The sequence below is a fragment of the Acinetobacter sp. YH12128 genome (genome assembly GCF_013418655.1).
GTDB classification, from domain to species: domain Bacteria; phylum Pseudomonadota; class Gammaproteobacteria; order Pseudomonadales; family Moraxellaceae; genus Acinetobacter; species Acinetobacter amyesii.
The window spans coordinates 20,572-42,205 of record NZ_VPBO01000025.1 but is presented as its reverse complement, the minus strand read 5'-3'; the positions used below and the strand labels follow the sequence as shown (position 1 = coordinate 42,205).

Annotated in this window: 18 protein-coding genes; 16 read left to right on the top strand and 2 right to left on the bottom strand. The window is 42.7% G+C overall.

Going from position 1 to position 21,634, the window contains the following annotated elements; all coding sequences use genetic code 11:
• Positions 1-54: 54 nt before the first annotated feature.
• Both FTU64_RS13170 and FTU64_RS13165 read right to left on the bottom strand, forming a co-directional pair.
• A complete protein-coding gene (locus FTU64_RS13170; protein ID WP_180059975.1) occupies positions 55-1,050 on the bottom strand; it encodes an ABC transporter substrate-binding protein in 996 nt (331 codons plus the stop codon).
• A 3-nt stretch (positions 1,051-1,053) separates the two neighbouring features.
• Entirely contained in the window at positions 1,054-1,641 is a 588-nt protein-coding gene (locus tag FTU64_RS13165; protein ID WP_078190882.1) for an ANTAR domain-containing response regulator, read from the bottom strand.
• Between the two features lie 446 nt (positions 1,642-2,087).
• On the opposite strand from FTU64_RS13165, the gene FTU64_RS13160 reads away from it, so the two are divergent.
• The 16 genes from FTU64_RS13160 (at position 2,088) to FTU64_RS13085 (ending at position 21,621) form a co-directional block, all read left to right on the top strand.
• Complete coding sequence (locus FTU64_RS13160; protein ID WP_180009439.1) at positions 2,088-3,437, top strand: MFS transporter; 1,350 nt, start codon at positions 2,088-2,090, stop codon at positions 3,435-3,437.
• Between the two features lie 70 nt (positions 3,438-3,507).
• Positions 3,508-6,054, top strand: coding sequence for a nitrite reductase large subunit NirB (gene nirB / locus FTU64_RS13155; RefSeq protein ID WP_218950868.1), 2,547 nt, complete (start codon positions 3,508-3,510; stop codon positions 6,052-6,054).
• Positions 6,055-6,167: 113 nt separating this feature from the next.
• Positions 6,168-7,778 (top strand): nitrite reductase small subunit NirD, encoded by a 1,611-nt coding sequence (gene nirD, locus FTU64_RS13150; protein ID WP_180059973.1) that lies wholly within the window; start codon positions 6,168-6,170, stop codon positions 7,776-7,778.
• Positions 7,779-8,045: 267 nt separating this feature from the next.
• On the top strand, positions 8,046-10,838 hold the full coding sequence (locus FTU64_RS13145) for a nitrate reductase (protein WP_180059971.1): 2,793 nt from the start codon (positions 8,046-8,048) through the stop codon (positions 10,836-10,838).
• Positions 10,838-11,461, top strand: a complete 624-nt coding sequence (locus tag FTU64_RS13140; protein ID WP_373886578.1) for a molybdenum cofactor guanylyltransferase — start codon at positions 10,838-10,840, stop codon at positions 11,459-11,461. The genes FTU64_RS13145 and FTU64_RS13140 overlap by 1 nt, the downstream gene beginning before the upstream one ends.
• A 356-nt stretch (positions 11,462-11,817) precedes the next feature.
• Entirely contained in the window at positions 11,818-12,855 is a 1,038-nt protein-coding gene (gene moaA, locus FTU64_RS13135; RefSeq protein WP_180059968.1) for a GTP 3',8-cyclase MoaA, read from the top strand.
• Between the two features lie 2 nt (positions 12,856-12,857).
• Positions 12,858-13,109, top strand: a complete 252-nt coding sequence (locus FTU64_RS13130; RefSeq protein ID WP_180059966.1) for a MoaD/ThiS family protein — start codon at positions 12,858-12,860, stop codon at positions 13,107-13,109.
• A gap of 2 nt (positions 13,110-13,111) precedes the next feature.
• Entirely contained in the window at positions 13,112-13,675 is a 564-nt protein-coding gene (locus FTU64_RS13125; RefSeq protein ID WP_180004420.1) for a molybdenum cofactor biosynthesis protein MoaE, read from the top strand.
• A gap of 60 nt (positions 13,676-13,735) precedes the next feature.
• Entirely contained in the window at positions 13,736-14,659 is a 924-nt protein-coding gene (gene moaCB / locus FTU64_RS13120) for a bifunctional molybdenum cofactor biosynthesis protein MoaC/MoaB (protein ID WP_180059964.1), read from the top strand.
• Positions 14,656-15,906 (top strand): molybdopterin molybdotransferase MoeA, encoded by a 1,251-nt coding sequence (locus FTU64_RS13115; protein ID WP_180059962.1) that lies wholly within the window; start codon positions 14,656-14,658, stop codon positions 15,904-15,906. Before moaCB ends, FTU64_RS13115 begins: the two co-directional genes overlap by 4 nt.
• A 9-nt stretch (positions 15,907-15,915) precedes the next feature.
• A complete protein-coding gene (gene modA, locus FTU64_RS13110) occupies positions 15,916-16,677 on the top strand; it encodes a molybdate ABC transporter substrate-binding protein (RefSeq protein WP_180059960.1) in 762 nt (253 codons plus the stop codon).
• Between the two features lie 3 nt (positions 16,678-16,680).
• Positions 16,681-17,379 carry a molybdate ABC transporter permease subunit gene (gene modB, locus FTU64_RS13105; RefSeq protein ID WP_180059958.1) on the top strand — a complete coding sequence of 233 codons (699 nt, stop codon included), beginning with the start codon at positions 16,681-16,683 and terminating at the stop codon, positions 17,377-17,379.
• Positions 17,366-18,004: an ATP-binding cassette domain-containing protein gene (locus FTU64_RS13100; RefSeq protein ID WP_180059956.1), complete on the top strand. Its 639-nt coding sequence runs from the start codon at positions 17,366-17,368 to the stop codon at positions 18,002-18,004. The genes modB and FTU64_RS13100 overlap by 14 nt, the downstream gene beginning before the upstream one ends.
• 213 nt (positions 18,005-18,217) lie before the next feature.
• Entirely contained in the window at positions 18,218-19,621 is a 1,404-nt protein-coding gene (locus tag FTU64_RS13095) for an amino acid permease (protein ID WP_180059954.1), read from the top strand.
• A 198-nt stretch (positions 19,622-19,819) separates the two neighbouring features.
• The gene (locus FTU64_RS13090; RefSeq protein WP_218950867.1) at positions 19,820-20,251 is read left to right on the top strand and encodes a cation efflux protein, CzcI-like; all 432 of its coding nucleotides are present in this window, start codon (positions 19,820-19,822) and stop codon (positions 20,249-20,251) included.
• Between the two features lie 47 nt (positions 20,252-20,298).
• On the top strand, positions 20,299-21,621 hold the full coding sequence (locus tag FTU64_RS13085) for a TolC family protein (protein ID WP_180059952.1): 1,323 nt from the start codon (positions 20,299-20,301) through the stop codon (positions 21,619-21,621).
• Positions 21,622-21,634 lie beyond the last annotated feature (13 nt).

Sequence of the window (21,634 nt, the reverse complement as noted above, 5' to 3'; positions counted from 1 at the left end):
TGTAACACAAGATCCACTATTCAGATGATAGGGTCTTATGAAATATCAATCACTTCAGCCCAAAGCATCCTGATAAATACAAGATTGTGCTATTTCAAAAACCTTTTCATCTTCAATATTTAATTGATCGTATTGCTGCATTTTTTGAATCATCCATTCAAAGTCTGAAGTTTGTGGCGCTTGGGTCTTGCCAAAATTTTGAATGATGCTTTTGATCCGATGAAAAGCCTCGACGTGAATCTGCTCAGAACAATCAAAACGGATGATGTGATATTGCTTTAACAAAGAAAATATTTCTGAGAAATGTGTTTGTTGAAGTAGATCGTTTTGTGCTTTTTGGATGGCAAGATTGATCGCCTTTAAGGTATTGGGATGTTTTTCTGCCCAATCATGAGTAAAAGCCAAAACCTTATCTGGTATAGGCTTAATAATATCTTGGCTATTGACGATGATACGACTATAGCCTTGTATTTCAGCTTGCGTATTCCACGGCTCTCCGACACAGAATCCATCAATTCGTTGCGTTGATATTGCTTCCACCATATAAGGCGGTGGTAGAGTTGAAAAGGTCTGCGTTTGAGCGAGTTCTGTGTCGGCAAGTGCCAACCATTCTCTTAAAATATAATGATGAATCGAATGCTGAAAAACATGCGCCAACTGAATCGTTTGATTCTGCTTTATCGCAGATACGATTTTCTCTGCTGAATTAATTGGTAGATCTAATGCATGGATCTTTAATTCATAGTAGAGCTTTTGACTCAGACTAATATAAGCGCAATTGGTACTGAGCGTTAGTGAGGTTTGTAAGGGGATGCCGAGATGGTCTTTGCCCGTCACAGACGCAGGCAGCATGGCCGATAAACAGTGTGCTGCATCTAAAAAACCAAAAGCTAGACGGTCACGTAAACTTGCCCAAGACGGTTCTTGAGTTAGTGTGACATTTAACCCTTGTTCAGCAAAATACCCTTGATGTTCTGCCCAGAGCAAAGCAACACAGTCAAGTAAAGGAATATAGCCCAATTGAATATCAGTTTTTTCAAGCTTTTGCATGGTTTATTCCTTAAATTGAGACTGTAACAGCGCTTGCGCATCAAGCAGTCGGCGCGCCATTTCACCCATCGTCATACGGTGACTCATGGCATTTTTTCTCAGCAAATTAAATGCTTGATCTTCGGTTAAACCATGCATTTGTATTAAAAGCACTTTGGCTTTTTCAATATCTTTTCGATCGGCCAATTTGCACTTGGTTTCAGCCAAATCATTCAGCAGTTTTTTATGCTTTTTATATTGTTCAATCGAAATTTCTAAAATGCTATTCAAACGTGCAGGGTCAATACCATCGACAATATATGCCGTGACACCCGCATCAATCGCGCTTCGGATGATTTCAAGACTCGAATTTTTAGTGAACAGAACAGTCGGTAAGTCAAATTGGCTGACACAGCTTTCAATGACATCGCGATGTGGATGATCCATATCCAATAAAATCACATCTGCCTGAATATTTTGCAGATATGACATATTTAAATGATCAATCATGAAACTGGCGACCACATCAAAGTCATGTTGAATTAATGAGGCTTGAATAAATTCAGCGCGTTCTTGATCATCATCAATTAGGGCTATTTTTAGTTTTGGCATGCAAACGCTCAGACAGAGCCAAACAAATACGTATTGAGTTTTCTAAGCAATTTAAATGCCAAATTTTAAGACAATACAAAATATAAATCTGCTTCTAAATTTTAGCTTGGTTATATGCACATTTTAAAATTGAACCATTTCCGTGCACTGATCTTGTGCAGGGCTGAACCACGTTTGAATATTCAGCCGCATCTCTATAGGCATATTGACTATCTATTTACCTTAATTCGCTTATTTTCGGATAGATCGGCGCTCAATGCTTAAATATAGAGATGAAATTTACGATTGAAATAAAAACTTGGCACGTATCGTGCTTAATACTTATTGAGTCAAAGAAGACTCTAAAAATTTGTTAGACGGCCAACGACGTCCGTTCTGATCGACTCTGTTATGTGTTAGCGACATAACCGAGTAATTCATGCGTTCAGTTCAGTCAGGAGAAGGTTATGTCTTCAAATTTAAATGCCAAAAAAGCCACAAAAATAAGTCTATTTAATTTTTCTTCAGCAGCAATGCGGGCCTTCCACATGAGTTGGCTCGCATTCTTTGTTTGCTTCTTTGCATGGTTTGCCTGTGCACCGTTGATGCCAGTGATTGCTGGCGAATTTCACCTCACGAAAGATCAAATTGCCAATATTAATATTGCCGCTGTTGCGATCACGATTTTAGTCCGTCTGATCGTTGGTCCTTTATGTGATAAATATGGCCCGCGTAAAACCTATACAGCTTTATTAATCATCGGCAGTATTCCAGTCTTTGGTGTCGCTTCTGCGAGCAGCTATGAATCCTTTCTTTTCTTCCGCTTGCTGATCGGCGCGATTGGCGCAAGCTTCGTCATCACTCAATACCATACAAGCATTATGTTTGCGCCTAATGTTGTGGGTACAGCCAATGCTGCAACAGCAGGCTGGGGCAATGCAGGCGGCGGTGCAACTCAAGCCCTTATGCCTTTACTGCTTGGCGCACTCGTTATGTTTGGTGTAGAGCAAGCGATGGGCTGGCGTATTGCGCTGATTGTACCCGGTGTGATGATGCTGATTGTTGGTGCGCTTTACTGGAAGTTCACACAAGACTGTCCGCAAGGCAACTTTAAAGAACTTCGCGAACAAGGCATCAGTGTTGGCAGTGACAAAAAAGGCGGCTTGGCAATTCTAATGCATGCAGCACGCAATTACCGTGTATGGATTCTATTTGGCGCTTACGCAGCTTGTTTCGGTATTGAAATCTTTATTCACAACATTGTAGCAATGTACTACGTCGACCATTTCAGCTTTGGATTAAAAGAGGCGGGTATGGCAGCAGGTATCTTTGGTTTGCTTGCATTGTTTGCTCGTGCGCTTGGCGGCATTGTTTCGGACAAAGTAGCGACTAAAAAAGGCTTAGATGGCCGTACCAAAGTGTTATTTGCCATGATTCTGCTAGAAGGCTTATTCCTGATTGTCTTCTCACAAATGAATACTGCAGTGCTTGCAATCCTTGCAATGACAGTCTTTGCGCTCTTCACACATATGGCTTGCGGTGCTACCTATGCGCTGGTGCCATTCATTGACCGTGATGCTTTAGGCGGTGTTGCAGGCATTATCGGTGCAGGCGGTAACGTAGGTGCAGTGGCTGCAGGTTTTTTGCTTAAAGGCATGCTGGATATACAAACCACGCTAATGGTGCTTGGCGGTTTGGTGGTGATTGCAGCCAGCTGTGTACTGATGATCCGCTTTTCTGTAGAGCATAAAGAAAAAGAACAGCGTTTGTTTGAACAAGCTGTGAATGAAAGAAATCTAGCTGAAGCTCAAAACTAATACTGAAAGTTGCCTCTAAACAAAACATAGCGCTTTAGGGGCAAACAAAAAAAAATTGCGGAGTAAGAATATGAAAATCATCATGATTGGACATGGCATGGTTGGCCACAAGTTTATCGAATCTGTACTGGAACACGCAGGTGATGATGTTGAATTAACCATTTTAGCTGAAGAGCCGCGTCTTGCTTATGACCGTGTGCATTTAACTGAATACTTCAGCAGCAAGTCAGCGAAAGACTTAACCCTGTGCCGCAGCGACTTTGCTGATGCATACGGTATAGATTTACGCCTGAGCACCAAAGCGGTTGAAATTGATCAGCGTAATAAAACGGTCACGACCAATCACGGTGATATTCTTTCTTTTGACAAGCTGGTGCTCGCAACAGGTTCATATGCATTTGTGCCGCCAATTCCAGGCAATGAGCGTGAAAACTGCTTTGTGTACCGTACCATTGACGACCTAGATGCTATTCGTGCTGCAAGCTTGAATGCAAAATCAGGTGTGGTGATTGGCGGCGGTTTATTGGGTCTGGAAGCAGCAAAAGCGCTGCGTGATTTAAACTTAGAAACCCATGTTGTTGAATTTGCACCACGCTTAATGGCAGTTCAGATTGATGATCTAGGCGGTAAAGTTTTACGCTCGAAAATTGAAAATCTAGGTGTTAAAGTCCATACGCAAAAATCAACATCTTGCATTGAAGACGGTGCAAATGCGAAGCATGTAATGAAGTTTGGTGATGGTTCTGAACTGGAAACCGACATCATCTTATTCTCTGCAGGTATCCGCCCACGCGATGAATTAGCGCGCCAAAGTGGTTTAGCCATTGGTGAGCGTGGCGGCATTGCGATTAATGACTATTGCCAAACTTCAAACCCAGACATTTATGCCATTGGTGAATGTGCGCTTTGGCAAAATAAAATTTATGGCCTGGTTGCGCCGGGCTATGACATGGCGCGTATTGCAGCAAAGCATGTGATGGAACAAAACTGCACGCTTTTCGCTGGTGCAGATATGAGCACCAAGCTGAAACTGATGGGTGTTGATGTTGCATCTGTAGGCGATGCGCATGCAATGACACCAAATTCTTTAAGCTATTTCTATGCAGATGAAGCAGCTCAGGTTTATAAAAAAATAGTCGTGAATGCAGAGAAAACTAAGCTGCTTGGTGCAGTATTGGTGGGCTGTGCTAAAGAATACAATGACCTGTTGCAAATGATGCTGAATGGCTTAGAAGTTCCAGAAAGCCCTGAAAGCTTAATCATGCCGGGCTATGCACAATCTGCTGGTAAATCGGGCGGCAGCGGTGTCGATCTGCTGCCAGACAGTGCAACGATTTGTTCATGTAACAACGTCTCTAAAGCAGACATTTGCTCAGCCATTGCTGACGGATCGACTTCTTTAGGCGCATTGAAAAAATGCACCAAAGCTGCAACAGCTTGCGGCGGCTGTGCGCCATTAGTCACTCAAGTACTTAAATCGGAGCTTCAGCGTCAAGGTGTAACGGTAAATAACCATTTATGTGAACACTTTGCTTATTCACGCCAAGAGCTCTATCACTTGGTACGTGTGAACGAAATCAAAACCTTTGATGACCTGATTCAACAGCATGGCCATGGTTTAGGCTGTGACATCTGTAAACCGACGGCAGCCAATATCCTAGCGTCATGCTGGAATGACTTTGTACTTAAACCAAGCCATGCAGGCTTGCAAGACAGTAATGACTACTACCTAGGCAACATACAAAAAGACGGCTCTTATTCAGTCGTGCCACGTATGGCAGGCGGTGAAGTTACTCCGGATGGATTAATTGCCGTAGGTCAAATTGCGAAAGAATATGGTCTATATACCAAACTGACAGGTGGTCAGCGTGTCGATATGTTTGGTGCACAAGTGCATCAGTTGCCTGAAATTTGGGAAAAATTGATTGCTGCAGGTTTTGAGTCTGGTCATGCATACGGTAAATCATTGCGTACAGTGAAATCATGTGTCGGCAGTACTTGGTGCCGCTATGGCGTAGACGACTCTGTGGGTTTGGCGATTTTCCTAGAAAACCGCTACAAAGGCCTGCGTTCACCGCATAAATTGAAAATGGCAGTATCAGGCTGTACCCGTGAATGTGCTGAAGCGCAAAGTAAAGATGTTGGCGTGATTGCGACTGAAAAAGGCTGGAACCTTTATGTATGCGGCAACGGCGGTATGAAGCCGCGTCACGCAGAGCTTTTGGCATCAGACTTAGATACGCAAACATTGATCAAATACATTGACCGTTTCTTTATGTTCTACATTCAAACAGCAGACCGTTTGCAGCGTACTTCTGTATGGCGCGACAACATGGAAGGCGGTTTAGATTACCTGAAAGATGTCGTTGTGAATGATTCGCTTGGCGTAGCTGCTGAACTTGAACGCCGTATGAGCCATGTTGTGGGTACATATCAAGATGAATGGCGTACTGCTGTAGAAGATCCTGAAGTACGTAAACGCTTTGTGACTTTCGTGAATGCAAAAGCAGAACAGCAAAATGATCCGCATATTCAGTTTGCATCCGTTCGCGGTCAAATCAGACCCAAAACAGAAGCTGAACGCGATACGACACGCATTCCAGTGGTTGAAGCTTAAGAGAATAACGAATTTAAAACTTCTTTTATTTGATTTACATCCTTATTCGGTTTCTCGCTAAGGCGAAAATGAAAAGATAGTGATCTAAAAGAAGTTTAAAAAGGATCAAGAATATGACAATTTTAAAAGAAATGAATGATTTAGACTGGTTTGATGTTTGTGCATTAGATGATATTACGCCAAATACAGGTGTGGGCGCACTGATTGAAAATCAGCAAATTGCGATATTCCGTGTCGGTGAAGAAAAGCGGGTTTATGCGCTCAGCAATCAAGACCCATTTAGCCAAGCCTATGTTATGTCCCGCGGTATTATTGGTGACTTGCAGGGTGAACGTGTTATTGCATCACCCATTTATAAACAGCATTTCAGCCTTGCTACTGGACGCTGCTTAGAAGATAAAGACCAAAAACTCTTGGTTTTTCCAAGCAAAATTGAAAATGGCCGTGTGCTGATTAGTCCAACTGCTCAAAAAACCTATATTACCAATAACGCGCCATCGTCTGAACTGATGAAACTAGTTTTGGTCGGCAATGGCTTAGCGGGTATGCGTTGCTTAGAAGATCTGCTGGATATGGCGCCAGAGCGTTATGAAATTACAGTCATAGGCGAAGAGCCTTGGGGCAATTACAACCGCATTATGCTTTCACCTGTGCTTTCAGGTGATAAAACCATTGAAGATATCATGCTGCATTCACATGCTTGGTATAAAGACAAAAATATCCGTTTTGTAGCAGGTGATGCGGCGGTACGCATAGACCGTCCGCGCAAGCAGGTATACACAGAAAAAGGCTTGGTCATCGATTATGACCGTCTGATTTTAGCGACAGGTTCTAAGCCATTTATTCCGCCTATACCGGGAACTGACTTAAAAGGTGTTCTCAGCTTCCGTGATATTTATGATGTAAACCGCATGCTGGATTACTGTAAATCTAAGCAAAATGCAGTGGTGATTGGCGGCGGTTTATTAGGGCTAGAAGCAGCTTATGGTCTGAAACAGCGTGGCATGAATGTTACGGTATTGCATTTGATGGATCGTATTATGGACCGTCAGCTGGATGAAAAAGCCAGCCTGATGCTGAAATCAGCGATTGAGCAAAAAGGCATTCGGATTTTGACTGCAGCGAATACCCAAGAGTTAATTGGGCAAGATAGTCATGTGACGCAATTACGTTTGCAGGATGGCACGGTATTAGCTGCAGATCTTGTCGTGTTTGCAGTTGGTATTCGTCCAAATATTGCATTGGCACAAAGTGCAGAGCTTCGATGCGGACGCGGTGTGATGGTGAATGACACCATGCAAACCTTTGACCCAAGTATATATGCCGTTGGGGAATGTATTGAACACCGCAGTCAAACCTTTGGTCTGGTTGAACCGCTTTGGGGACAGGCTTTCATTTGTGCATCACATTTGGCTGAACATGGCAGCTTAACCTTCAAAGCGCCTATGGTTCCGACGCAGTTAAAAGTCAGCGGCTGTGACGTATTTTCAGCAGGAAACTTTGAACCGCAGGATGATTTTGAAGACATCATTTTGAATGATGAAAAGCGTCAAATTTATAAACGCATTATTATTCAAAAAGATAGAGTGATTGGCGCTGTGCTGTTTGGTGATACAGAAGACGGTGCGTGGTATGCAGAATTGATTTCAGATCAAACTCCAATTTCAAGTATCCGAAACAAATTGCTGTTTGGTAAGGATTTTGCATTAAAGAAAGCAGGGTGATTCATTATTAATCAAAGAATATAGTCACGACCGCGCAATTTCATTTTTAAGAAATTTGTATTTGCGTAGGTGTTGCCTCACTTTTGAAGGATCAAAAGTGACAAAAATCCTTTGTTGGGCGAAGGGTACATCCTATACCCCGCCCAACGGTGGCATCCATGCCACCACACGATAGTTAGTTTTAACTTAAATTTAAATAATTTAGTCATCTTTTGAAATTGGTCGTAACACTCAATTAATTGAGTTTGGAAAAAGGAGCCGGCAGAAGTGAATAGCATCCCGATCGTGGAACTGCATAGCTCCACAGAAAATAAAATTAAAACAACGCAAACCACCTGTCCATATTGTGGTGTCGGCTGCGGCGTGAGCGCAACAGTTGAACAGACTGCTTTAGGGCAAAAAGTCAGTGTGACTGGCGATACGAACCATCCATCAAACTATGGCAAGCTGTGCATTAAAGGCAGTAACTTAGCCGATACGATTGGATTAGAAACACGTGTCTTACAGCCAATGCTTGGGCGTCAAACATCACCATTTAATACTCGTCAGGCTACAGACTGGAACACAGCAACAGCTTTGATTGCCGAAAAATTTCAGCAATGTATAGATCTTTACGGACGTGAAAGCATCGCTTTTTATGTGTCGGGCCAACTGCTGACGGAGGATTACTATGCCGTTAACAAATTTGTCAAAGGCTATTTAGGTACGGCAAATATTGACACCAATTCACGGCTTTGCATGTCATCGGCTGTGGCGGCACATAAGCGTGCATTTGGTGAAGACCTTGTACCAGCAAGCTATGAAGACTTTGAGCATACAGATATGGTGGTGCTGGTCGGATCCAATACAGCATGGTGCCATCCCGTGCTGTATCAGCGCATTATGAAAGCCAAAGAAGAACGTGATTTGTTCGTGGTGGTCATTGATCCGCGCTTTACCAGTACCTGTGAGGCTGCAGATTTGCATTTGCCGATTTTACCGGGGCAAGATGTCGCACTGTTCAACGGTTTGCTGCAGTATCTAGTACAAAATAATCATAGTGATGTAGATTTTATCGCCAAACATACTCAAGGTTTGATGCAAGCGCTGGAGCAAAGTGAAACAGAAACTTCTATGACAGCAGTTGCTGAACGTACAGGTATTTCTTTAGAAAAATTACAGCTATTTTTTGAAAAATTTGCGCAAACTGACAAAGTTATGTCGCTATTTTCGATGGGGGTTAATCAGTCTTCGCGCGGTGTAGACAAAGCCAACAGTATTATTAATTGCCATTTACTTACAGGCAAAATCGGAAAATTAGGTGCAGCGCCATTTTCTATGACAGGTCAGCCCAATGCGATGGGCGGCCGCGAGGTTGGCGGCTTAGCCAATATGCTGGCTGCGCACTTAGATGTCGATAACACGGCGCATCAGGCATTAGTACAAGAGTTTTGGCAAAGTCCATTTATTGCCAATAAAGCGGGATTAAAAGCAGTTGATCTGTTTCAGGCTGTAGAAAGCGGGAAAATCAAAGCCATTTGGATTATGGCGACAAATCCTGTTGTGAGCTTGCCAGATGCAGATCAAGTCAAACGTGCCTTAGAGCAATGCGAGTTTGTAGTGGTGTCGGATATTTGCAAAGACACAGACACAGCAATATATGCAGATGTGCTTTTACCTGCATTGGGCTGGGGTGAAAAAGACGGAACCGTGACCAATTCTGAACGCCGTATTTCACGTCAAACTGCATTTTTAGATGCGCCGGGTGAATCCAGAGCAGACTGGTGGTCTATTGCACAAGTTGCGAAAAAGATGGGTTATAGCGGTTTTGACTACAGCAGCAGCTATGACATATTTATTGAACATGCAAAATTATCTGCTTATCAAAATGCGCCTTTAGATCAACGTGATACAACTGAGTCTTTCCGCTACTTTAACTTGCAGGGTTTAAGTAAGTTATCTGCACAAGATTATGATGAATTAAAGCCTGTGCAATGGCCAGTTTGGCGGTTAGATCAGTGCGCTGATGCAGTCAGCCGTTTGTTTGCAGCAGGCCAATTCAGTCATGCCGATGCAAAAGCCAAATTTGTCGCGACAACCGCTGTTGATCCTCTAAATAAGGTTTGCAGCGAATATCCGCTGATTTTAAATACTGGCCGTATCCGTGACCAATGGCACACCATGAGCCGTACAGGTTTATCTGCAAATTTGAGTACGCATATCGCTGAGCCATTTTGTGAAATACACCCGCAAGATGCACTGAAATTTGGTGTCAAAGATGGTGAACTGGTTGAGGTGAAATCACAGTGGGGCTTATGTATTTTACGTGCACAGGTCAGCAGTAAAATTCGACGCGGTCAAATCTTTGCGCCAATTCATTGGAATGACCAAGTCGCATCGGATGCGCGTATAGGCAAAGTGGTGAATCCTGTGGTTGATGCGCTTTCAGGCGAACCTGAGTTTAAACACACACCTGTATTTGTGCAGCCGTTTTATACACAGTGGCAAGGCGTGCTGTACGTGCGTCAGGGCTTTGAACACATTGTGCAATCTACCATTCAAAATACGATTTGGTGGACTAAAGTCACCACAGCAAAAGCTACTCGCTATGAACTTGCAAACCGTCAAAAATTCAGCACTACAGCGCAGCAGCTGAAAACATTACTGCCATTTACCGATGAAAGCTTTGAATGGCTGAATTTGGAAGATCAAACTGCCGATTTGAGTCATACCGTGGTGCTGCAAGATGGGCATTTAATTGCCAGTCTATATATTGCGCAACGCTCTATGCTGCCAGACCGTGATTGGATTGCTGGCATGTTTAAGCGTGAACGACTCAGCGCAACGCACCGCAAAGCGCTGCTTGCAGGTCAGCCGATGAACATGACCAACAGTGCAGGTCCGCTGGTGTGCAGCTGCTTTAAAGTCGGTAAAAATACCATTATCGAAACCATTAAAGAAAAGAATATTACCCATGAAAAACAAGTTACTGCATGTTTAAAGGCCGGCGGCAATTGCGGTTCGTGCTTATCAGAAATTCGAGGCTTAATTAAAGCCTGTCAGACGGAGTACGCAGAATGATGAAGAAAATCACCAAATCAGTAGGCTATCCAGAAACAGACTTGGTCATTTTGGCGGGCGGTCAAGCCCGCAGAATGAACGGTATAAATAAAGTTTTACAAAAATTTGATGATGAAATTCAGCTTATTAAGATTCATCAGTGTTTAAAATCACGGGCTGCAAATGTCTGGATTAACAGCCATCGTGACCATTCAATCTATGAATGCATGATTCCTTCAATAAAGCTGTATAAAGATGATGAAGCGGGTTTTTTAGGGCCGTTGATGGGCATGAAAAGCGCGTGGTCACATGTACAGTCGGATTATGTTTTGTTTGTCCCGTGCGATGTGACCTATATCCCGAAGAAAGTGCTTTCGAGATTACATCAGGCTATGCAGCGGGATCCCTTGTGTGAAGTGGCAGTTGTGGAAATTAATGGCAAAGCGCTGTATCCATTTTGTTTGCTGAAACGAAGCAGTCTCACAATGCTGCAAGCCCATCTTGATCAAAAACAGCGCAGTTTGAAGGGGTGTTTCAGTAAAATGCACATGCAAGTTGCACGTTTTCAAAATAATGCACTCTTTTTTCACAGTATTAACTCTCTAGATGAGCTGCAGCAGCACCGTCAGCTGAATTTCCTTTAAAAGTTTTAATTTGCTGTGCGCTTTTATGTGAATGGATGATGTTCAAGTGCAGTTTTGAGCCAATGAAGAGGCATGACGTCCCATTGATAGACTTCAACCGCGTTATTCAGTAATAAAGCTGCCTGCTTATATCCTATAGATCAGCGCCTTAACGTCAATTTGTGTTTAATATTATGGTCTATAAAACGTAAATGTTTGATATTGTTGATTAAAATATCAAACCTAAAGTGCTTAAAATAATTATTTAAAAAAGCGCAAAGTTGGAACACTTATTGCAATTTTTACTGCAAGAAAAGAGGGCGCAAAATTTGTACTGAGCTAAGACAGGGCAAATGACAGCACCATGGAAGATAAACATGAACAGCATGACACAATTACAGCCAGCGACCATTTTTAAGGATCAGTTTGGCCGTGAAAAACGCAAGTTGCGCATTTCAGTGACAGACCGCTGTAATTTTAAATGTGTCTATTGCATGCCTGAACATCCTGAGTGGATGAAAAAGCATAATCTTCTTAGTTTTGAATCACTTTACAATTTTTGTGAGTTTATGGTGCTGCGCGGGATTGATCAAATCCGGATCACCGGCGGTGAACCTCTTATGCGTCAAGGCGTTGTGCATTTTATTGAACAGCTGCAGCAGCTGAGAAAGCTAGGCCTTAAACGTATTTCCATGACCACCAATGGACATTATCTGAAGCAATATGCACAGGCCCTAAAACAAGCTGGCCTAGATGGCATAAATATCAGCTTGGACAGTTTGGATGAAGCGCAATTTTTTCAGCTGACGCAAAAACAATTACAGCCTGTATTAGACGGGATTGAAGCAGCTCAGCAAGCGGGCTTTGAAATAAAAATCAATGCTGTGTTAATCAAAGGTCTAAATGAACAGCAAATCATTCCATTAACAGCATGGGCGCTGCAAAAAGGTTTCGAACTGCGGTTTATCGAGTTTATGCCGCTGGATGGTGATCAAAACTGGTCTAAAGCTGCGGTCGTTACTGAACAAGACATACTGGATAAACTAAAGACTGCTTTTGAAGTGCAAACACTGCAAGGTCAAGGCGCGTCACCAGCCAGATCATACTTAATCAACGGCTTGCCTATAGGTATTATTTCAACCATCAGCAATTCTTTTTGCGGCAGCTGCGACCGTTTGAGACTGAATGCGCAAGGCGAGTTTTTTAACTGCCTGTTTGCCCGAAAAGGTTTAAATCTCAGCCATGAAATTCAGCAGCTGAAAAGCAGTAAAACAACAGAGTTAATGCCGCTCGATGCAATGGCTTTGCAGCAAAAATTAGGCGGTTACATTTGGCAGAAGGAACAAGGCTTTCATGCCATAACTACCCAATCCAGCCCATCTAGAAAAATCAGCATGCATATGATTGGAGGTTAAAGATGACTCAGATCACCATCAAAATAGAATCTTTTGGCGCTATTGAACGCCTGCTGCCAGCGAATTTAAGTCTGACTTGCTTGGCACAGCAATCAATTGCAGAGGTTTTACAGCAAGTTACAGATCAATTTCCGGAGTCATTCAGCATGCTTGAACGCTGCGCCTGTGCCATTGGGGAAGATATTGTACCAAGACAAACCGCATTGGTGCAGGACAGCACCGTTGTGCTGCTGTCACCTGTAGCGGGAGGCTGAATATGGAGCTCAAGCATATTTCACGCATACAAGATACGGTATTCAGCCAAGCTGATTTTGACAGCATTGAGGCATTTCCTGAATGCGGCGGTATAGGTGTATTTATTGGCGCGGTTCGTAATCACCATGAAGGCAAAGCGGTAAAAGCCCTGAAATATACAGCTTATGCGCCTGTGGCTGAGAAAATGATCCGACAAATTGAACAGGAAATTCAAGCCAAATACGACGTGTCATATGTACGGGTTGTGCATCGTATTGGCAGTTTAGATATTGGTGATACTGCAATTATTGCTATGGCTTATGCACCGCACCGCCGTGAAGCTTTTGCAGCCTGCGAAGAAGCGGTTGAACGTGTAAAGCATGAAGTGCCTGTTTGGAAAGAAGAGTTTTATATGGATGGCAGCAGTCAATATGTAGAGGGCTGCTGTATTCGTAAGGATCACGCGCCTGAAGTGGCAGATCACGAAACGAAGCATGCTCATGTTCATAGCGAGTCATGCGAACATTCACATCAAAATAGCCAGACCATGCATTTGAACGCCAATATTTACCAATGGCATTTATAAAACCCAAAATTCAATATTTTCAATATTACAGCTGAAAATGAACAAAATAAGGATAAAGCAATGAAAAATGTGGGCATGAAAGCGGAAAGTTACCGTACAGCCATTGCAACTGGAATACTGCATGCACCGCCACATTGCATTGAACTGCTGCGTAATGGCAATACAGAAAAAGGCGATGCGCTGAAAACCGCACGGATTGCAGGTATATTGGGCGCAAAACGCACGGATGAACTCATTCCGCTGTGTCATCCGCTGCCGATCTACCGTGCAGATGTCGAATATGAATTATTTGAGGCGCATGTCGAAATCAGTGCTGTGGTCGAAACCATTGGCCCAACGGGTGTGGAAATGGAAGCATTAACTGCGGTCAGTCTTGCCGGTTTAACGCTGTATGACATGCTGAAACCGCACTGTGAGCCTGAAGATTTATGCCTAGATCAGGTGAAACTGCAAAAGAAAAAAGGCGGTAAATCACATTTTACCCGTGTATTGAAAGAAAGCTTATCGGCGTCGATTATTGTGCTTTCAGATACGGTTGCTGCCGGTAAAAAATCAGATACTGCAGGGCAAAATGTCCTCGAAATATTGGAAGAAGCAAACTTCAGCAATATCAGCTATCAAGTGATACCAGACAGTCCTGAACAACTGCTTGCCTTGATTGAGCAGCAAAAAAATCAATACCCGCTGATATTGACGGTTGGCGGTACGGGTTTAGGGCCAAAAGATTTAACTGTAGAAACGATACAGCCGCTGTTAAAACGTGAAATTCCGGGTTTGATGGAGGCTTCACGCAGTTTTGGTCAAAAACGCACGCCTTATGCTGCGCTTAGCCGTGGTGTTGCGGGCTATATAGATAACAGCCTTGTCATTACATTGCCGGGCAGCAGACAAGGCGCAAAAGAATCACTTATTGCCATTTTACCTGCCTTGGTACATCTATTTGATGTGCAGAAGAATATTCCGCATGCAGGAGGCTATCAATGAACCAAGCTGTATTGCATACAGGCTGCGGTGCTGAGGCTGGACTGATTTCAGTTGACGAGGCTCTTGCGCTGATTCAGACACATACACAAAGTTTGGCGCATGAAACTTTGGAACTTCAACACGCTTTAGGCCGTTATTTGGCGGCAGATGTGCATTCACAAATTCAGCTGCCCTTATTTGCTCAAAGCGCTGTAGACGGCTATGCCATTTGCGCGGCGGGTGAAATTAAAGCAGGTACGCAATTTGAGCTCATTGGAGAAATCCGCGCAGGGCAAACGGCTGAAACTATTTTAAAAGCAGGCCAAGCTGTCCGTATATTTACTGGCGCGCCGATTCCTGAAGGCACGACTACAGTAGCACGGCAAGAAATTGTGAAAGCGGATGCACAGCAAATTGAATTGACTTCAGTTTTAAATAAGCATGCGGATATTCGTGATGCAGGTGAGGAATTCTCAGAGGGTCAAATATTGGCAAGAAAAGGCCAAAAACTTTCTGTGGGCGCAATTGCAGCACTGAGTATGGCAGGTATTTCTCATTGTGAGGTCTACGCTTACCCTAAAGTTGCGGTGGTCATTACAGGTGATGAAGTTGCACAAAATATAGAAGATTATCGTGCAGGTAAAATATTTGATGCCAATGCGCCGCTGATTTTAGTATGGTTTCAGTCGCAGCACGTCCAAGTTGAAGTGATTCATATTGCAGATGAAAAACAGGCGGTTTTAGATTTATTCAACCGTTTAAAAGACAGCTTTAATTTAATTTTAACGACTGGCGGCGTATCTGTCGGTGATTATGATTTTGTTCGGCCGGCAGCCTTGGACATCGGTTTTCAGCAAATTTTCTGGAAAGTGAAACAAAAACCCGGCAAACCGATGCTGTTTGCACAATATCGACGTCTTGACAGCAGTTCCTGTTATTTACTCGGACTGCCGGGCAACCCCGCTGCAGTCTATGTCGGCATGCAAATTTATACAGATAGATTATTGAAAGCCCTACAAGGTCAAACACCTGCGCTGGACTGGTTCAGCGCAGTCATGACACATGACCTAAAAGCAGATGCACGTGAGCGGTTTTTAAGAATGTCGGCGCACTTTGATAAGCAAGGCAAGCTTCAACTAACCAGCCTGTCTAAACAGCAGTCGCATATGTTGAGCAATTTAATGCAAGCCAATTGCATTGTTCGGATTCCTGCAGGGCAGTCTGTGCAAGCAGGACAAATTCTTCAAGGCGTATTTATTCAGCATTAGGAGTTTGCTATGCGATTCAAATTTATTTTAGCAGTAGGAGTGAGCTTCATTGCTGGCGCATCTCAGGCGGAAACAGTCAAAATTTATGCTGCAGCCAGTTTAAGCAATGCTATCAGCGATATTGCAAAGCAATATCAGGCACAGAATCCAGACATCAAAATTGTACCGGTATTTGGCGCGTCATCTGCTTTAGCCAAACAGATTGAAGCCGGTGCGCCAAGTGATTTGTATTTTTCAGCAGATGTGGACTGGATGAATTATTTGGTGCAAAAACAGAAAATACCTGCAAAGCAAGTATTCAACATGCTAAGCAATGATTTGGTGCTGATTACGCCTAAAGCGGTGAATATGCAATTTAAAGCCGTGCCGCAGTTTAATTTTGCCAAGGCATTCAAAGGTCACTTATGTACAGGGCAAATGGAGTCTGTACCTGCTGGAAAATATGCCAAACAAAGCCTAACCAAGTTGGGCTGGCTATCAAGTTTGAATGGAAGGATTGTCGGGACAGATGATGTACGATCGGCTTTGGCTTTTGTTGAACGCGGTGAGTGCCAAGCGGGGATTGTTTACCGTACCGATGCGCTGATCAGTTCTAAAGTTAAAATAGCCGGGATTTTTCCAAATCATACTCATCAACCGATCATTTATCCATTGGCTTTAACACATCAAGGCGCAGCTAAACCTGAGGCCGTGAAGTTTTACCGTTATCTTAAAGACCATGCGCAAAGCAAAATGCTTTTTAAGCATTATGGTTTTGGCGTGAAAGGCTAAAGTATGCTTAGCCCAGAAGAGTGGAGTGCGCTGTATCTTTCAGCCAAAGTTTCCATTTGTGCGACTTTATTTTGCTTGCCATTTGCAATTGCACTGGCATGGGTTTTAGCACGTTATGATTTTCATTTGAAGTTTATAGTTGAAGCTTTACTGCAAATGCCCATGGTATTGCCGCCAGTCGTTTTGGGTTATCTGTTGTTGATTTTATTTGGTTCAAATGGCTGGATCGGCAAGCTACTCAATGAATTGGGCATTCAACTGGCCTTTAATTGGAAAGGCGCCGTTTTAGCATCCATGATTGTGTCATTTCCGCTGATTGTGCAGCCGATCCGTTTGTCTTTTCAAATGATCAATCAACAGCTGGAGCAGGTTGCAGGCTCACTAGGCGCACATCCTTTACGGGTATTTGCCTCGATCAGCCTGCCGCTGGCTTTACCGGGGATTTTAATTGGCAGCATTTTAGGATTTAGCCGAAGTCTAGGTGAGTTTGGTGCAACCATTACCTTTGTCGGCAATATTCCAGAGGAAACTCGAACCATTCCAATTGCCATTTATTCGCTGATACAGCAGCCAAATGGTGAAGAGGCCGCAATGCGTTTAGTTGTACTTTCACTGGTCGCAGCTTTTGGTGCATTGATTGCTAATTATTATATTTTACAGCGCTATCAGCGAAAACTCGGAGCAAGCCATGCTTCAGTGTGATTTTCAGTTTCAATATGCAGATTTTCAATTGCAGGCTCGGCTGCAGATGCAAGAACAGCTGCTTGGCATTATGGGGCCATCAGGCAGCGGAAAATCTACGCTGCTGAAAAATTTGGCCGGTCTGCTGCAGCCGCAGCAAGGTTATATTTCGCTGAATCAGCGTGAAGTGTTCAACATAGCGCAGAAGATTAATGTGCCGATGCATAAACGCCGTATTGCGCTGATTTTTCAAAAAGCATGGCTTTTCCCGCATATGAATGTGCAGCAAAATCTGCAATATGCAGAGAAGTTAAGCGCAAAGAAAAATGCGCAATTTCAGTTTCATCAAGTTGTGGCTTTACTTGAGTTAAAGCCGCTGCTTAAACGGCGGGCACATGAACTTTCTGGCGGCGAGGCGCAGCGCGTTTCCATAGGCCGCGCATTGCTGTCACAGCCTGACTTGCTGCTGTTAGATGAACCGCTGACAGGGCTGGACCGCAGGCTGAAAGATCAAATATTGCCATTTTTAAACACGGTGAAAGAACAGTCGGCGCTGCCGATGATATATGTCACGCATCATGGTGATGAGTTAGATTATTTAAAAGCCCATATTTTGCATCTAGAAAATGGTCAAATAAGTTTTTAAATAAATATAAATTATATAAGTAATAACAGTGAATTAGATGAAAAAATGGTATTAAGATGCATCTTAAAGTTTTGATTAGAACTATGAAAAACTCATTTTCTAGATTAAATTGTTACAAAACAAGGGAGAACACAGCGTTTTCCCTTTTTTATTCCTAATGATCTTGGAAATAATGATTTGTACGACTGAACGTGCAGACAGGGAATCTAATCGATGCATGATGATAGCTTAGCCACACATAAATCAACTGCAAAACTGGGTGCAGGGCTATCTAATCGGCATATCACGATGATCAGTATTGGTGGTGTAATTGGTGCTGGACTGTTTGTTGGGTCATCTGCTGCTATCGCAAAAGCCGGGCCAGCCGCTGTTCTTGCATATATTATTACCAGTATATTGGTTTTTTTAGTCATGCGAATGTTGGGGGAGATGGCAGTAGCTCAACCTGACACAGGCTCATTTTCAACCTATGCAAGAAAAGCCATAGGGCCATGGGCTGGCTTTACTATCGGATGGTTATATTGGTGGTTTTGGGTTTTAGTTATTCCTATTGAAGCAATTGCCGGTGCAGAAATTTTGCATGCATGGTTTCCATCAATATCCAGTGCTGTATTTGCAACATTCTTCATTGTGCTTCTCAGTTTAGCCAACTTTTTTAGTACTCGAAGTTTTGGTGAGTTTGAATTTTGGTTTTCTCTGATAAAAGTCTTGGCTATTGTGATTTTTATCGCCATTGGACTCACCGCAATATTTGGATTTTGGCCCTTAGCACCTGACGTGAGTGGTGTAGAAAATCTGTTCAAAAATGATGGATTTATGCCAAATGGCCTGGGTGGTGTACTTTCAGCAATATTGATTTCAGCATTTTCATTCTTTGGTGTAGAAATACTATCGATCGCTGCAGCAGAATCAAAAGATCCTGAACAAAAAATTAAACGTGCAACCAATTTAGTGTTGTATCGGGTCATCTTATTTTTTGTGGTTTCAATTTTTATAACGGTTGCACTGGTAGATTGGCGTTCACCGCAATTACAACAATTAGGCACCTTCCAATATGTCTTGGTCAGTTTAAATGTCCCTCAATCAAAATTGATTATTGATAGTGTAGTCTTTATTGCGGTTGCAAGTTGTATGAATGCCGCACTTTATAGTTCATCAAGGATGCTATTTTCATTGGGGACACGCAAAGAAGCACCTCAATGGGTCACATCTATTAATGCCTCTGGTGTACCTGCTATTGCTGTATTTGCATCGTCTGTAGTTGGCTTAATTTGCTGTGCAGTCAATTATTTATTTCCAGGCCAAGTATTTGGATTTTTACTGTCTACAACAGGTTCAATTGCCTTATTGGTTTATTTAGTGATTGCATTTTCACAGCTTAAATTGAGAACACAAATCGAAAAAAATGGAACTGAAATTGCGTTTAAAATGTGGCTATTTCCATGGCTGACATGGGCAGTCATTCTGGTGATCTTAAGTGTGCTGATCTATATGTTTTTATCTCCAGCCTACAGTTATGAGACTTCATTGTCCTTAGGTGTTACGACATTGGTAGTTCTCTGCGGCTTAGTTGTGACAAGAAAAGCTAAGTTGAAGAATGATTCAGAACTGAATTAAAAATAAAGGTTTCGCTGATAAAAATCGTAATCATGCACCAATGGATTGTCTTTAGAATGTGTCATGTTAGGGGATTAATGCGAATGCCTTACGTTATATCTCTATGGCAATTCATTTTTAAGATGAATTCAAAGATTCACTTGACCTTCGACCGACTCCAAGCTTTATAATCGTTAAAATTTTCTTGATTGATGGAATATGCGTTCTGCGACATGGATAACAGTCTTAGTTGGATTGTTCATGTTCCAAAGCCTTTGGAACATGGCAGCTGCTTTCTGTGTGCATGAAGAGCAAACCCCAGTTTTACAAAGCTATCACTTTGGTCATCATCAAAATACCTTATGCGTCAGCAGTGAAAAAAATCTAAAGCATTCATTACATCAAGCATCTGATGAATCTAGTAGCAAACCCATCAAAAATACGGCTAACGATCTGCAACTTGGTGAAGATCATCAAGACCATTTGCCGTCTATGACGCATTTGATTGTACAAAATCCACAATCGATTCTTTTTATTGCACATCAGGCCTTTGAATATTCGCCAAAATTTGTTTGGAAGAATCTTTATCAAGCCCCTGATCTCTTACTGCGAACACCTCCTCCTGTTTATGCCCCGCTAATGGCGGGGTAGCCTAAAACATTCCCGCCACTTTTTTTAATAAATGAGTGGGAAAAATCATGTCTTTATATTTTACGGCGTTTATACGTCTAGGTTTAGCTGTCGGTATTTCGACGGCCTTACAAAGTACTTTTGCAGAAAATGTCAGCAGTTTTGAATCTGCATTTGCCAAAGTACAAAACTACCAAGCCCAAACAGATATTTGGCAACAACAACAGCAAATCTCTGATTTTAATATGCGCCAAAGCAAGCTCTGGCAGAACCCAAGTCTATCGATTGAACAAAATGGTTTTGGTAACAATCAAGATCAAGAACTCAGTATCGCAATCAGCCAACCACTGGATGTATTCGGTCAGCGTAAAATCAATCAAGCACTCGCAAGTACCTCTGCACAGCAAATACAGTTGCAACAGCAAATTTGGAATGCACAAAGTCAGTTGATTGTGAAGTTTGCATGGTCACAGCTAGCCATCGCTCAAAATGAGCAATCGATTTACGCTACACAGCTCAAACTCAGCAAATCTAATTTGGACAGTGCACAAAAACGTTATCAAGCAGGCAGTATAGCTTTGGTGGATGTGGAGCGTGCTCAAATTGAAGCTTTGGAAATACAACGTCTATATCAACAGGCAGTTTTAAAACAGCAAACTGCGGCGCGTCAGCTTTCTAATTTATGGGGTGAAACCACCTCGCAAATCGCGTTGAATAACAGTGTTACACCGTGGCCTGAACAGAGCCAAAGTTTAGTTGAGCGTAATTTATCGGAAGGCTGGTTACAAAAATTGTATGCCTTGAATATTCAGCAGGCAAATCAGCAAATTGAACATTTAAAAGTACAGACACGTCCAAACCCAACCCTAAATATGGGCATGTCACGTACCAAGTCTCCAACAGATACCAATGATACGGTCTTGGTACTTGGTGTGGATATTCCGCTAAATATTTTTAACCGCCAGCAATATGCCATTCCAATGGCGCAAAAACAGCAAATTTTATTAAATCATCAGCAACAGCGCGAGTTAAAACAGCAAGTTTTGGACATCGCCAACAGCATTCACCAGCTTAAAGGTCTACGTACGCAGTTTGATGCCACAGGCAGTCAGATTGGCTTGGCTGAAAAGGTTCAAAACCGAACTTTGCAAGGTTTTCAGGCAGGGAAATTTGCCATTACAGATGTACAGCAAACCACAAAACAACTCCAAGACCTTCGACTTAGCCAAATACAAATTTTGGCGCAGGCTTGGCAGAGCGCACTCAGTGCTGAAGCCCTAAGTATTGGCACTAGTTATGAAGAAATCAGCCGTTCAGATGCTTATAGCCAACTAAATAAAAAAGCCATTGAAGCATCCCAAACCCTCATCAACAGCGCATCAGCACAATAAGGCAGTTAATCAC